The organism is Paraburkholderia sp. BL6669N2 (assembly GCF_003387275.1).
GTDB lineage: Bacteria > Pseudomonadota > Gammaproteobacteria > Burkholderiales > Burkholderiaceae > Paraburkholderia.
Genome location: NZ_QUNA01000001.1, coordinates 243,311 through 257,079, shown reverse-complemented (window position 1 = coordinate 257,079; position 13,769 = coordinate 243,311). Strand labels below are relative to the sequence as shown.

13 protein-coding genes and 1 pseudogene are annotated in these 13,769 nt (G+C 64.6%); 7 read left to right on the top strand and 7 right to left on the bottom strand.

Annotation, left to right across the window (positions count from 1 at the left end; translation table 11 throughout):
- Positions 1-335 precede the first annotated feature (335 nt).
- From rluB to B0G80_RS01070, 4 genes are all read right to left on the bottom strand, one after another.
- Positions 336-2,210 (bottom strand): 23S rRNA pseudouridine(2605) synthase RluB, encoded by a 1,875-nt coding sequence (gene rluB / locus B0G80_RS01085; protein WP_116116662.1) that lies wholly within the window; start codon positions 2,208-2,210, stop codon positions 336-338.
- Positions 2,211-2,274: 64 nt separating this feature from the next.
- Positions 2,275-3,471, bottom strand: coding sequence for an SMC-Scp complex subunit ScpB (gene scpB / locus B0G80_RS01080; protein WP_116116661.1), 1,197 nt, complete (start codon positions 3,469-3,471; stop codon positions 2,275-2,277).
- Between the two features lie 370 nt (positions 3,472-3,841).
- The gene (locus B0G80_RS01075; RefSeq protein WP_116116660.1) at positions 3,842-5,068 is read right to left on the bottom strand and encodes a pyridoxal phosphate-dependent aminotransferase; all 1,227 of its coding nucleotides are present in this window, start codon (positions 5,066-5,068) and stop codon (positions 3,842-3,844) included.
- Positions 5,069-5,372: 304 nt separating this feature from the next.
- On the bottom strand, positions 5,373-6,275 hold the full coding sequence (locus B0G80_RS01070; RefSeq protein WP_116116659.1) for a LysR family transcriptional regulator: 903 nt from the start codon (positions 6,273-6,275) through the stop codon (positions 5,373-5,375).
- Between the two features lie 409 nt (positions 6,276-6,684).
- Between B0G80_RS01070 and B0G80_RS01065 the strand changes: the two are divergent.
- Together B0G80_RS01065 and B0G80_RS01060 are read left to right on the top strand one after the other, a co-directional pair.
- Positions 6,685-7,080 (top strand): annotated as a pseudogene (locus B0G80_RS01065) (transposase); the annotation flags it as partial.
- Positions 7,081-7,370: 290 nt separating this feature from the next.
- Complete coding sequence (locus B0G80_RS01060) at positions 7,371-7,625, top strand: hypothetical protein (protein WP_116116658.1); 255 nt, start codon at positions 7,371-7,373, stop codon at positions 7,623-7,625.
- 316 nt (positions 7,626-7,941) lie between these two features.
- Here the strand turns inward: B0G80_RS01060 and B0G80_RS01055 are convergent, their stop codons facing one another.
- Positions 7,942-8,265 carry a hypothetical protein gene (locus B0G80_RS01055; protein ID WP_091794922.1) on the bottom strand — a complete coding sequence of 108 codons (324 nt, stop codon included), beginning with the start codon at positions 8,263-8,265 and terminating at the stop codon, positions 7,942-7,944.
- Between the two features lie 265 nt (positions 8,266-8,530).
- Between B0G80_RS01055 and B0G80_RS01050 the strand changes: the two genes are divergently transcribed.
- From B0G80_RS01050 to B0G80_RS01040, 3 genes are all read left to right on the top strand, one after another.
- Positions 8,531-9,250 (top strand): YdcF family protein, encoded by a 720-nt coding sequence (locus B0G80_RS01050; protein ID WP_408967688.1) that lies wholly within the window; start codon positions 8,531-8,533, stop codon positions 9,248-9,250.
- A 248-nt stretch (positions 9,251-9,498) separates the two neighbouring features.
- Positions 9,499-9,738 (top strand): hypothetical protein, encoded by a 240-nt coding sequence (locus B0G80_RS01045; RefSeq protein ID WP_106284560.1) that lies wholly within the window; start codon positions 9,499-9,501, stop codon positions 9,736-9,738.
- Positions 9,739-9,993: 255 nt separating this feature from the next.
- Positions 9,994-10,251 carry a hypothetical protein gene (locus B0G80_RS01040; protein ID WP_007182306.1) on the top strand — a complete coding sequence of 86 codons (258 nt, stop codon included), beginning with the start codon at positions 9,994-9,996 and terminating at the stop codon, positions 10,249-10,251.
- A gap of 77 nt (positions 10,252-10,328) precedes the next feature.
- Here B0G80_RS01040 and B0G80_RS01035 read toward each other — a convergent pair whose 3' ends face one another.
- On the bottom strand, positions 10,329-10,619 hold the full coding sequence (locus B0G80_RS01035) for a putative quinol monooxygenase (RefSeq protein ID WP_116116656.1): 291 nt from the start codon (positions 10,617-10,619) through the stop codon (positions 10,329-10,331).
- A 515-nt stretch (positions 10,620-11,134) separates the two neighbouring features.
- Here B0G80_RS01035 and B0G80_RS01030 point away from each other — a divergent pair.
- A complete protein-coding gene (locus tag B0G80_RS01030; RefSeq protein WP_258878789.1) occupies positions 11,135-12,469 on the top strand; it encodes an EAL domain-containing protein in 1,335 nt (444 codons plus the stop codon).
- On the opposite strand, the gene arfB is transcribed toward B0G80_RS01030, so the two are convergent.
- Entirely contained in the window at positions 12,466-12,870 is a 405-nt protein-coding gene (gene arfB / locus B0G80_RS01025; protein WP_012432640.1) for an alternative ribosome rescue aminoacyl-tRNA hydrolase ArfB, read from the bottom strand. The two genes, B0G80_RS01030 and arfB, sit on opposite strands and share 4 nt — an antisense overlap.
- A gap of 153 nt (positions 12,871-13,023) precedes the next feature.
- Between arfB and B0G80_RS01020 the strand changes: the two genes are divergently transcribed.
- Positions 13,024-13,665 carry a VC0807 family protein gene (locus tag B0G80_RS01020; RefSeq protein ID WP_116116655.1) on the top strand — a complete coding sequence of 214 codons (642 nt, stop codon included), beginning with the start codon at positions 13,024-13,026 and terminating at the stop codon, positions 13,663-13,665.
- Positions 13,666-13,769: the final 104 nt, after the last annotated feature.

Here is a 13,769-nt window from a genome sequence, read left to right as displayed (position 1 = left end):
CCAGCGACTTCGCGATTGTAGCCATTTTTCGGGACAAACGCAAACCGCAGAACGCCGCCCAACGCGCTTTTCCGCTTGATTTCATGGGAATCTTTCAACGATATGACGGCGCTTCGGGGCTTTTGCAAGGCGGCTGACGCCGCCCTGAAGCTGCACCGGACAAGCGGGGCAGATGAAATCCGCCCTCACTTCCCGTTACACCGTGGTTTTATGCGTCACATGAAATGTGAGCGGCGCCGGGCCAATGCCTTTCGTCGATCGACTCTGCCGGTCGCCGGCAAAAGATCCTTGAAAAAAATCCGCGGCTGACCGCCATTGCATGACCGGCGTGGTGCTTAGCGACCGCGCGAACGGCCGCGAGGAGCGCCGCCACCACGATTGGCGCCGCCGGCGTTGCCGCCGCCCGCACGGTTGCCGGCGCCGCCGCGATTCCCGCCCGGCCCGCGATTGCCGCCGCCGCTGCCTGGATTGGGAGCGCCGCTGCCGCCGGCGCGCTTGCCCCCGCCGGCCGCACGGTTGCCACTGCCGGACGGTGCGCGATTGCCATCGACTTCACGGCCGCCACGCGGGCCGCCCGCGCCGCCGCCCATCGGGCCACTGAACCCACCGGCGCCACGTGCGCCGCCGCGATTGCCGTAACCACCGCCGAAACCTGAGCCCGCACCACCACCGAAGCCACCGCCCGCCGCACCTCGCCGTCCCTGGCCCTGGCCACGCGGTTGTTGCTGGTCGAAGCGGCCATGCGACATCAGCACGGGTTCGCGGCCGATGAAGCCCATCGACGTCTGCATCGGATCCGGCTGCTTGCGCTCCGGCGCTTCCCGGCGACCACCCTTGTCTTCCGCCGGCGCCTTCAGGCCGACCGACGCCATCAGCGCGCGCACCTGGTTGTCCTCGAGCTCTTCCCAGCGGCCGCGCTTGAGACCCTTGGGCAGCGAGATCGGGCCGTGACGGGTACGAATCAGGCGGCTGACCATCAGGCCGGCCGCCTCAAACATACGACGCACTTCGCGGTTGCGCCCTTCGGCGAGCGCGACGTGATACCAGTGATTCGTGCCTTCGCCGCCGCCGTCGCGGATACGCAGGAAGTTGGCGGGGCCGTCTTCCAGCTCGACGCCGTTCAGCAGCTTCTGACGCATGCCTTCGGCCAGTTCGCCGACCACGCGCACCGCATATTCACGCTCGACGCTATAACGCGGGTGCATGAAACGGTTCGCCAGATCGCCCGACGTGGTCAGCATCAGCAGACCTTCGGTGTTGAAGTCGAGACGGCCGACCGCGAGCCACTTGGCGGTTTTCATCGGCGGCAGATTGTCGAACACCGACGCACGACCTTCCGGATCCGCGTGGCTGACGATTTCGCCGGTCGGCTTGTGATACAGCAGCACGCGCGGCGGCTTGTTGGCCAGCTTGCGCTTGACCGGCTTGCCGTTGATGCGAACCTGGTCGGTCGGCATGATGCGCTGGCCGATGTGAGCCGGCTCGCCGTTCACCGACACGCGGCCGGCGACGATCAGTTCTTCCATGTCGCGGCGCGAACCCATGCCGGCTTCGGCCAGCACCTTGTGCAGCTTCGGCGCGTCGTCGTCAGCGGCGAGCACGCGCTTGGGCGCGGCCGGCTTGCCACGGCGCAGCATCGGCGCGCGCACGCCGCCGGTGGTGCTGTTGTCCGCGTCGAACGCGGGCGATGTGACGTACGAGAACAGATCGTCCTGACCCGCGACTGCCGCGGCCGCCGGCGCTTCACCGCCGCGGCGGCTGTTCTGACGCTGGCCGCCTTCACGCGGCTGACGCTCGCGTTGACCTTCACGCTGACCTTCGCGCGGCGCACCGTCACGCGGTGCGCCCTCGCGCTTCGCGCCGCCCGCATTGCGGCGCGGCCCTTGACCCTTGGCGCCCGCGTCCTTGCGCGGCATACGCACTTGCGCGACGACTTCGCCGTCCGGCGGCGCCTCGGTGACGACCGGCGCCCCTTGCGCGGGCGCGCCTTCGGCGCCCTTCGTCTTCGCGCCGGCGCGACGCCGGGCGATCAGGCTGCGCGGGCCGCGACGCAGGCCGCGGCGCGGACGGTCTTCGCCGTCTGCTTCCGTGGTCTGCGCCGGGCGTTCGCCCTCGCCTGCCGACGCTTGCTTGGTGCGCGTTTCGTCAGCGCGCGCCGACGGCACGGCGCGCTCGGATTCGGACGAATCGGTGTCGTGGGTATGTGTCAAAACAACCTCAAAATGTCAGGTCGCGCACGCCCGTTGCGGGCGTGGCAAAAAAAGTTCGGTTACGTCAGGCGCTGCGCGACTCGGGTTCGTCGTCGGTCAGAATGCCTGCGTCCTGCGCCGCATCGCGACGATCCACAGGATCGCCGTGCGCCGCCTTGGTCGGGTTCGGCTCGGCGGCGTGCTCCGTATTGCGGAGTACGCCCGAGTCGTGCGCGGGTATTGCCGGATCGGCCTGGGAGACCGGATCGTGATTCTCTGCGGACTCGGCGACGCCGGTCTGCGGTACAACGTTCGCCGGGTGCGCAGCCTCAGTCTGTTCCTGCGCGGCCGGCGCGGCAGCGGCGTCCGTATGCGCTTCGGATGATGCCGATGCGTTTTGCGCGGCAACTTCTACCGCCGCGTCGGCCGCCTGCGCCGATTCCACCGGCTCAGCGTGCTGCGTCTCGTGCTCTCCAGCAAGCTCGTCAGCGATTTCTGTTCCTGACGCCTCGCTCAGTGCTCCAACCGGGCTGTCAGCGGCATGGCCAACTGCGGCGGCGGAGTCGGATTGCGGCGCTTCGCTCGTGGCTTGCGGAATATTCTCCGGCTCGCTATCGGCAGTTACACTCACAAGCTCATCCGCAGCAGCGCCTGCTTCAACTACCACACCGGAATCCACCTGCTCTTCTTCCGGAGCCGAAACCTGAGCGACATCGGCGTCGGCGAACTCGATTGCGTGCTGGCCGAGCAGATCCGCGTTCAACTGCGCCGACGGATCGGCGAGCGGCGGCAATTCGTCCAACGCCGTCAGCCCGAGGTCGTCGAGGAATTGCCGCGTGGTCGCGTACAGTGCCGGGCGACCCGGCACGTCACGATGACCGATCACTTCGATCCAGCCGCGATCCTCGAGTTGCTTGACGACCTGCGTATTCACCGTGACGCCGCGAATCTCTTCAATGTCGCCACGCGTCACCGGTTGCCGGTATGCAATGATCGCGAGCGTTTCGAGTACCGCGCGCGAATATTTCGGCGGTTTCTCAGGATGCAAACGATCCAGATACGAGCGCATCGCCGGCTTGCTTTGAAATCGCCAGCCCGACGCCAGCCCGACCAACTCCACACCGCGCCCAGACCAGTCCTGCTTGAGGTCTTCGAGCAACGTCCGAACGGTGTCTGCCGACACGCCGTCGGCAAAGAGCTTGCGCAACTCGCCGAGCTTTAACGGCTCCTGCGCGCAGATCAAGGCAGTCTCGAGGACGATCTTCGCCTCTTGGGTATTCATGCAGCTAGGTCAGACCCTGTGGTCAAAGAACCGGATCAAACAGACGATGTGGAACTGAAGACGCGCTCGCCCGATTCTGATCGGTCATATTGATGGGAGCACGCACCGGGGGGAGGCGAAACAGACAATCGAACCAAACCCAGCCGGACGGAGCAGCGATATTCCTGAAGGGAACCGCGTGACTGAGCGCCATATTACGCAAAAACAATCAGTGCGTAAAGACGAAATCCCCCGCGCATTTTCCAACCCCGGCTTCACGGACGTGCTTTAGTGAAAAAGCGGGCCTAATTTGATAAAAACCCGCTTTTTTTCGCCGATCTTCGCCTGGTTGGCTCAATAGCTTCAGGCAGCCACCTTTTCCGCCACGTGTTCATTGTGCCGTCGCATGTTCCCTCAAGAACCGCTTCAGGCGCTCGACGCCGGTGTCCAGCCGCGCCGTGTCGCAGGCGTAGCACCAGCGCACGAAGCCCTCGCCTTGCGGACCGAACGCGCTGCCCGGCGCCACGCCGAGCCCGACGTCACGCACCATCGCCTTGCAAAGCTCCAGACTGCGCGAAGCGCCCGGCATCGAGAAAAACAGATACATCGCGCCGGGCGGCGCCTTGACGTCGACGCCGGGCACCGAGGCGAGCGCGCTCACCAGATGGTCGCGCGACGCCTTCAGGTCGCGCACCAGTTCCTGCGTGAAGCGCTCGCCCTGCTCGATGGCCGTAATGCCCGCCTGCTGCACGAAGGCCGGCGCGCACGAAGTGTTGTACTCGACGAGCTTGCCCAGATCGTCCATCAACACGGCCGGCGCGACGATCCAGCCGAGCCGCCAGCCTGTCATCAACCATGCCTTCGAAAACGAATTGACGCAGATCACGCGTTCGTCCCGGGTGGCCAGATCGAGGAATGACGGCGCCGTGCGCGAGGGCGCCCCGGCCGCGCCGGGCTCGGCGTCCGCATAGTAAAGGCGTTCGTAGACTTCGTCCGCGACGATCCAGATGCCGTGGCGCCGGCAATGCGCCAGCACGGCACGCTGCTCGTCGCGGCTCATCACCCAGCCCGTCGGATTGTTCGGCGAGTTGATCAGCAGCATTTTCGTGTCCGGGGTCAGCGCCGCCAGCAGTTGCCCGAGGTCGAGTTGCCAGCCGCGCTCGCCGTAACCCAGCGCGACTGTTTCGACATGCGCGCCGAGAATCTTCGGAATCTCGACCAGATTCGGCCAGAGCGGCGTGACCGCGACGACGCGGTCGCCCGCGCCCACCACGAGTTGCGCCGCGAGCATCAGCGCATTCACGCCCGCGCTCGTCACCGCGACGTGCTGCGCCAACGTCGCGCCGTGCAGGTCGCTGACATAGCCCGCCAGCGCGGCGCGCAGCGGCGCGATGCCGAGGTTGTGCGTGTAGAACGTCGCACCGGCCGCGAGCGACGCGCTAGCAGCGTCGCGGATGAAGGCGGGCGTGACGCGGTCGGATTCGCCGAACCAGAACGGCAGCACGTCGGCGACGCCGAAACCGGCGTTGGCGACTTCGCGGATCTGCGAAGGACGCAGTGCGCGCACGGCATCGCGCGCGTTCGGGATGGATGGCACAGGCAGGTCCGATTCGCTCATCGAGGATTCCAGACGGGGGAAAGGCATGGGTTGAACTTCAGCAGAGGCGATAGTTTAGCGTGGTGCGTCTTTTCGGGACCGCGAAACCGCCGGATGAAAATGCGTGGCGGACGATTGGTCGCGGATGGGGCGCGGCCAGGCGCCATGCTTTGAGAGCCGCGCCGATCGCCCCGTCGCACCGCCCGAACTTAGGGTAGCGCACTCGTCACGCCACCGCGCCTTCTACCCATCGGAATTTCGCACTCTCTATGCGGCCGCGCATTCGCCACTCCCTGGAACATCGCGCACCGTCGACCACCACAAACTAGTTCAAGTCCTCCGCCCTCCCCGGCAACTGGCGAATCAGTCCCCACACCGCCTCCGCCGCCGGCGACAGCGAGCGGTCGCGCCGGCGCACCAGCTCGACCGTACGCTCGGCGCGCGGCTCGAGCGGCCGGGCTACCAGCGCCGCGCCCGCCGGTAGCGGCAAGGCCAGCCAGGGCAGCACGCTCACGCCGACACCCGCCTCGACCAGCCCAAAAACGGTCGCGGAATGCCCCAGCTCCTGCACCACCGTGGCGCTCACGCCGTATTCCTGCATCGCCGCGTCGATGATCGGCCGGCTGCCCGATGCGTAATCGAGCATCACGAGCTGCTGGCCGTCCAGGTCAGTCCACGCCACCTGCTCCTGCGCCGCTAATGGATGATCGTCGCGCGAGACGACGCAGAACGAATCCGTCATCAGCGATTCGCTTAGCAGGTCGTCGGCGGAAAACGGGCCGATGACCACGCCGAAGTCCACCTCGCCCGACTTGACCTTGCGCACCACGTCGCTCTGCACGTCGTCGCGCAAGCCGAGCGCGATGTAGGGGAATTGCTGCCCGCACGAGGCCACCACGCGCGGCATGAGCCGGCATGCCACCGTCGGGCTGGCGGCCACCACCACGCGTCCGCGGCGCTGTTCACCGATTTCGCGGATCTCGCGCAGTGCGTCGTCAAGGTCGGTCAGCAGACGCGACACGCTCGACACCAGGTTGCCGCCGACATCCGTGAGTTGCACCTCCCGGGTGGTGCGGTCGATCAGCTTGAGGCCGATCTCGCTCTCCAGTTCCCGCACGCAGCGGCTGACTGCTGACTGCGTCAGGCCGATTTCATCGCCGGCGCGGCTGAAGCTCTGCAAACGGGCGACCTCGATGAAAACCCTTAGCTGGCGCAGCGTGACATTCATTTACCGACCTCATCAATTGCATCATTTGATGCGCATTGTAAGGCTAAAGACAGCACCCCATCTCCTTTTCGCAGTTTCGCTGCAATGCAGCAATAAGGCGCAAACGCACGCTGGTCGGGCCTGATTGCACAAGATTGGTGATTGTCCCGATTTGCGAGATGGGTTTTTTGGATTCTTATACGCCCCTAGCTAGCGCCCGCGCTGGCCCGCTGTCACAGGGCTTTCAGGCGGTTGGACTCAACTTGGCACACTTCCTGCATTTAGATGCACACAAGGGTCGGCGCCATGATTCTGACTGCATAGCAGACCGTGGCAAGCCCGACCCTCCTTGGCACTCGCCTATCGAGTGCATGGAGAGTGCGCGGCGCGGGGCAGCGCACCGGAGTTAGCTTCGCTGAGGTGAAACATGATGCTGTTCGACGATTTGAGAGACAACGAGTGGGCGCTGGTCGAGGCGTTGTTCTGTGCGGAGCCCGCACGGAGCGAACGGCGCGGTCGGCCACGCGTGGAAGCGCGCGCGGTTGTCAACGCCGTGCTGTGGGTGCTGTCGACGGGCGAAGGCTGGTCCAAACTGCCGGGCCGCTATCCGTCGCCGCCGACTTGCCGCCGCCGTTTCGACGAGTGGCAAGCCGATGGTACGCTCGCCGAAATAGTTAAGCGACTCGGCACGAGCGGCCGTGAAATTTCGCTGCGCGGCCGGATTGGCGCGACCGCCGCGAAACCGCCGGCACCGCCGAGCCGTGACCGCCTGCGCGGCGCATTCTGGACCAATCCGGAATCGTGGCGCGCGCCGGTCAAGATGGCCTGACGCATACTGCTTTTCCTCCGGGCGCCTGCTGGCGCCCGGCATGTATCAAACCCAGGTCGACGCGTCTTCATGCACGCCCTGCCTGATATGGGCACCGCTCCCGGCGCGCCCACCACAGTCGTCCCTTCCCGCCGCACCCAGCTTGCGCGCTGCTTCAGAGGTCTGAAGCGGCGCCATCGTTGCGGGTGAAACATCCATTTACTATTACTTACAGCGTGCTTTCGTGACTGGGCATACCTTATATGTATGCAAACAGGCCTTGTTGATCGGCTTGACGGGAGCTCAGCATGAAACCAATGTCACTGCTTCTGTGCGGCATTGTCGTTTCATCAATGGCCGCACCGGCGCTCGCTCAAGAGCGCCAACAGGCCTGGAACTGGAGGCCGGATCGTCCGGCTACCATCGAAGCCTGGCAGCAAAGCGATACACGCGCTCGCGACTTCACACCGCCGGCGCCGCGTGGGGATTTGCGCGGCGATATCGCCAGCAATGTGCGAACGCGGCCGGAGCCGGCTCGCCCGGATCCGACACGTCGGCGTTAGGCGGAGCCGGACGTGAGCAGCGGCCGTGCGCAGTGCCGGCGAAATTCCGCAGCGCATATTGAGTAATTGGGGGAACCACCGCGCGTCGTGCCAGTCTGATTTAACGCCATTAGCACAGCGTGGCAGTAGTAATTCCGGTACGCCCGTATCCTCGCGATACGGGCTTTTTTTTGCGCTGTCCTTACGCAAATCGCGCCGCCCGCGGGCACGCACGACACACGGCGCAACGCAAGCGCAATGAAGCGAAGACCGAGCAATGGGGACGCCGCCAGCCGCTCGAGGCGGCCGGGTAACAACGCCTGCCGGCCCGCCTGACCTAAGGTCGGACTTCGAGCGCGGCGGTAGGCCGCGTGTCGGCGGTGGCGACGACGTAGTCGTTCATGCGCTGCGCTGTCCAGCTGAGCAGACGTTCGTCATGGGCGAGCCGCGCAAACTCGGCTCTGCCGCGCTCCGTAAGCACGGCGATATCGACAGGTGCGTGAAAGCCCGGAGCCGGCGCGACAGTGCGCTGCCGAACGGTGTCCATCAAGCCTAGTGCGCGAAGATATTGGAAAACACCCGGCCTTCTAGCCCATGGGACCTGGCGATATTGCGCCCGCCGCAGCGCTTCAAGTACCGCTTCGTTGGAATACGTGGTCATCTCACTTCTTTCTTAAAGTGCAGCTATGACACATTTATGCCCAACACGTCACCGCGCCACCAGTGACGCGCGTAGCACCCGCCCTTGGCTGGAAGCTGACTGCAACGCGTGCAGTCGAATTCCGCCAGGTGCTGCCTGGTCTCGTTTCGGAACCCCCGTCTGAACGGCATGTTAGCGTTCTGTCCACGAACCGACGATGCAACCGCTGCGGCGCGATAGCAAGCCCGTGGATTTGTCCCGAAAGACATACGTTACCCCATTTAAATTGATTCTATTCACTTTATTAGCGCTTTTTTTTGCAGCAATCGTGCTATGGAAGGGCGCCCGCCGCCCTCTCGCCATCTGCATGGTCGCCTTCTTCTGGCTGCTCGCCGCAGGCTGGCTCACTGCACCCTTGCTACGGTTGGCGCAGCCGCACTGGCGGACGGAGACGCCGGCCACGTTCGCGCCGCGCACCGCGATCATCATGCTGGGCGGCGGCACGATCTACGGCGACGACCACGTCCTCATGCCTCCACGCGACGTGCTGGCGCGCATTGCGGCAAGCGCCGAGTACTACGCCGCCTGCAAACGCGCGGCGGATACGTGCCATGTGATCGTGAGCGGTGGCAATCCGCAGCGGCATCCCGCCACCGAAGCCGACACGTATCTGCCTTACCTGCTGCGCCGGCAAGTGCCGCGCGCCGACATCGTGCTGGAAAACAGCAGCCGCACGACCTACGAAAATGCGCGCAACGTCTCCAGCATTCTGCAGGGCTCGCGTTACGACTCGCTGATCCTTATCACTTCGGCCTATCAGATGCCGCGCGCCCTGCTCGACTTCCACCGCTTCGGCCTCGCACCGCAGCCGATGATCTCGAACGCGATCGGCGCACGTCTTGGTGTACTCCCGCGATATGACAATCTGGCGAGCGCGGAGATCGCGTTGCACGAATTGATTGGCATCGCGCAATTTCACGTCTATCGCGCGATTGGCTGGTTCTGAAATTCGAGTCGCATGACAAAACGATTATTTAGAGATGCCAACCATGTGCTTGAGTGGTGATACGTCGTCATGACCTCTCGCGTCAGTCAACACGCATTGCAACCGCCGCCCGAACGTAACCAGATGTAACGAATTGTCATTGGAGTTACAAAACCCTCTGTTGGAGCGGATATTGCTGGCTAGAATGCATTGTCTTTCCGTTTGGACAGGCAAGTACTCAGGTCCACAACCACTCTGCGGAGGTAGCAATGAAGAAAGTGTCCCTGGCGATCCTGGTTTCCCTCAGTGCCGTAACGGGCGCGGCCTATGCGCAGGACAACGGCGTCATGATGAGCACCGATCCGGCCAAGGCCGCCGACGTCGAGCAGCGTGCGCAAGATTTGCAAAACCGTCAGCAAGCAATGGACAGCGCACCGGCCATGCCGATGAAGCACCACAAGGGAAGCATGCATCACAAGAAAGCGCCTAAGGCCGACGCCGGCTCGTAAGCATAGCCACCCAACTCCCCCGCGGCCCCGCCGCGAGCGAGCAAAAGCCGAAGCCGGCGCCGCCGGCTTCGGCTTTTTGTTGTTTAATGAGTTGGCGAAAGACTCGCCAGACGCGGAGCAGCGCGGCGCGCCGAGCCGGCCCGCGCTGGCGGCTCGAGCCGTGCGGCGCCCGGTTGGCGGTGTGCTAAAGTCGCGCACCGACCGGCGCCTGGCCGGAATCCCCTAACCCGTGCGCACCTTGGTGCGGAGGACAGCATGAGCAACATTCAGCTTGATATCGAATGGACTGAAGCAGCATCTCGCAAAATCGAAAAACTGATGCCGCGCGGCGGTCAGGAAGCGTTTCTGGCGCTGCCGCCCGTCGAATGCCTGCCGATGGAAGGCGATGTGCTGTTTCTTGGCCCGGACGGCAAGCAGCAGCCGTTCATCGTCGCGGAACGCCAGTATCACCATGACGGCGACGCAGACTGGACCATCATCCTGATTCTCGACGTTCCGCAAGCCACGCATTAACAGCACAAACGGCGAACGCCGTGCCGGGCCGCTCGTGCCCGGCAGCGCGCTCGTCATTGTGCGATTCGCCTGAAGGTTCAGGCGATTTTCGACACGACGCGAATCTCCGCGTGTTCCACCCAGTCTGCCACCGCTTTCCTGTACGCCTCGATGTGTGCCGATTTTGCATGCACCGCGAGCGCTTCCTGGCTTTCCCAACGCTCGACAAACACGAACCGGCGCGGCTCCTGCAGGTCGCGGTGCAGATCGTACTGAAGCGCTCCCTGCTCGTTGCGCGTCGGCCCGACCAGCCCCTCCAGCGCCTGCCGCAGTTGCTCTTCATACCCCGGCTTCGCCACCGAGATTGCGACCACCGCGATTTCCGACATGCCTGACCTCCCTTTTCACGAAAAGCAGCAGCATACCGGGCGCTCGTCAAAGCTGCAGGCGGCCTGCGCGCAAATGAGCGGCGCGCGTGTTCAGGCATCGCCTGCACCGACCCATAACCGGTTCAGCATCCTTCCGTCTGAGTACCGTCCTTGCCTGGAGTTTGGCGGGTGTCCGCTTGCCGCCCTGTTACGCTCGGTTTCATACAGGCGATTGATTGCGCGAGGCGCAACCGGGTTTGCGCGGCAAACGCGCGCAAAACTCACGCCGGACGGCCGGTCGGCGTGGAGATCGGCATCACCGCGGATATGACCCTGCGTCTGTGATTACCCGCACATTCACGCGAATTGCAAACTGATAGACTGGTTTTGAATAATTCGCCGGAGTCCAGCATGGCTGGCATCGCTCTCCGCGTTCCCGGGCTGTATCCGAGTTGCCCTGCGCGCGCGTGGGCCGTGCATTCGTTGCGCGTCGCATTGCCTGGCGCGTCCCGTCACCCGTTTGCCGCGATGTCGCCATGTCCGCTCTCTTCCCCGCCTTTATGCCATCCGTCAGCGAATTGACCCTGAGCGGCCTGCTCCCGCATCTGGTCCGGGACGAGTCCGGCTGGACCGCGACGTGGCGCGCGCTGACTTTACATAGCGTGTTCCAGCCGGTGCTGTCGGTCACGCACCAGCGCGTGGTGGGCTATGAGGGCTTGCTGCGTGCCTTCGATCCGGTCGGTTTGCCGGTCTCGCCCGACGTGCTGTTTTCCGGCACCCGCTCGGCCGCGGACGCCCGCGAACTCGACCGCATCGCGCGCTGCCTGCATGTGGCGAATTTCATGGAGCAAGGCATCAGCACCGGCTGGCTGTTTTTGAACACGCGCCCGCAGGTGTTCGAAACCGGCTGGCCGCAACGCGCGTTCATCGACGAACTGTCGTCGCATTTCGGTCTGCCGCAGGAACGCATTGTGATCGAAGTGCTCGAGCAGCCCGCCGACGACGAATCCGCAGTCGCCAGCATGCTCGCCGCGTCGCAGCCGCGCGATTTCCTGATCGCGATCGACGACTTCGGCACTGGCTTCTCGAATTTCGACCGCGTGTGGCGCTTCCGCCCGGACATCGTCAAACTCGACCGTTCACTGGTCGCGCGCGCCGGCAGGCGCGAAGGCGACGACTCGATGATCGGCCATCTGGTCTCGATGCTGCATCAGTCCGGCACGCTGGTGCTGGCCGAAGGCGTCGAAACCGATGAAGAGCTGATGATCCTGATGGAGGCCGATGTCGATTTCGTGCAGGGTTTCTGGCTCGGCCAGCCGAAGAGTTCCGTGAAGGCGGCCTGCGCCAAGGTGCCGGCGGTGATCGAATCGATGTGGAGCAAGTTCGCGGAGTACGAACGCGAGCATGCCGGCCACCAGCGGCTCGGTTTTGAAGGGTTCGCAGAAGCCGTGCTGAGTGCCGCCGAGACCTACAAGGCCACCGGCGATCTGCGCCAGGCGGCGCAAAAGGTCTGGCATCTGCGCGAGGCACGCCGCGTATTCGTCACCAACGGGCTGGGTGAGCAAACTCTGCCTTCCGTGACGGCCGCCTCGGTGCCGCCGCCTCCGCTACGGCTCGCGCCGCTCTACACCGATACGCGCAGCAACTGGTCGCGGCGCGCCTACTTCAAGCACGCGCTCGCCGCGCCGGGACGCGTCGCCATGATGGGCCCGCACTATTCGCTCGCCGACGGTCAGGACTGCTACACCGCGGCCCTCGCCTTCGAGCATGACGGCCCGCATGTGTTGTGCGTCGATTTCGTGCCCACCGCCACGACCGCCGTGGCGCGTCCTGCGGGACCCGGCCCTTCGGGACGCGGCGGCAAGCGCTAGTCGTCGACGCGGCCGCGGCCGGATTTGATCTCGCTGCGTTTGGCTTTGCCGTCGAGGCGCCGCAGGTTCGACGCGCGCGTCGGCCGGGTTGCGACGCGCGGTTTGCGCGTCACGCTGACGCTTTCAATCAGTTCATCGAGCCGCGCCAGCGCCGCCGCCCGGTTCATCTCCTGCGTCCTGTGCTCCTGCGCCTTGATGATCACCACGCCGTCGCGCGTGAGCCGGTGATCGGACAGCGCGAGCAGGCGCATTTTCAACACTTCCGGCAACGACGATGCCTGCACATCGAAGCGCAGGTGAATGGCGCTCGACACCTTGTTGACGTTCTGACCGCCCGCTCCTTGCGCGCGCACCGCGGTCAGTTCGATTTCGTTCGGCGGGATCGGATAGCGGGATGTCATGACACGAGCTTGAATCGGAAAACATGAGTGTACACAGCGCGCGACCGATCACCGACTACGGACTATCGGGCGCGCCTGCCGATGCGAAAAACTATTTGCGTCGACGCGGGCAGTTCATCGATACTGCGTTTTTCGCTTACAGCGTAAATTCACATGAAGCTCCGCCCAGGGTTTGTGCTGGAACTGGCTGTCAACTTTCTGTTGCCGTGGCTCGCCTACCGGCTTGCGCTGCCGCATCTGGGCGAGACCGGCGCGTTGATTGCGTCAGCCGTGCCGCCGATCGTGTGGAGCCTGATCGAACTCGTGCGGTTCCGGCGCGTGGACGCGCTCAGCGTGATGGTGTTGGCCGGCATCGTACTCTCGGTCGCGGCCATGGCGCTCGGGGGCAGTCCGCGCATGCTGTTGTTGCGCGAGTCGCTGGTATCTGGCGCGATCGGCGTAGTGTTTCTGCTCTCGTTGCCGATGCGCCGCCCGCTGATCTTTTATCTCGCGCGCGCCACCGTCGCGCGCGAAATGGAAGGCGGCGCGGCGCGCTTCGAGGCCCTGTGGCAGGAGCGGCCGGCTCTCGTCAGCGCGATGCGCTTGATGACGCTGGTGTGGGGCGTCGGCCTGACGGGCGAGACGGCGTTGCGTGCGTGGATGGCGCTCACGTGGCCGATCGAGCGCTTCCTCGTGGTATCGCCGTTTATCGGCTACGGCATTTATGGCGGGCTCGCGTTGTGGACGTTCTGGTATCGGAAGACCATGCCTAGCCGGGTCGAGGCGGGTGTGCAGTCGGGTGGCGCGGCTGGTTGAACGGGTTCGGCGCGAAATGGGCGCTTGGACCGTGGCGCCAATCTACCTTCTGCCGTTCTGCCGTTCTGCCGTTCTGCCGTTCTGCCGTTCTGCCGTTCTGCCGT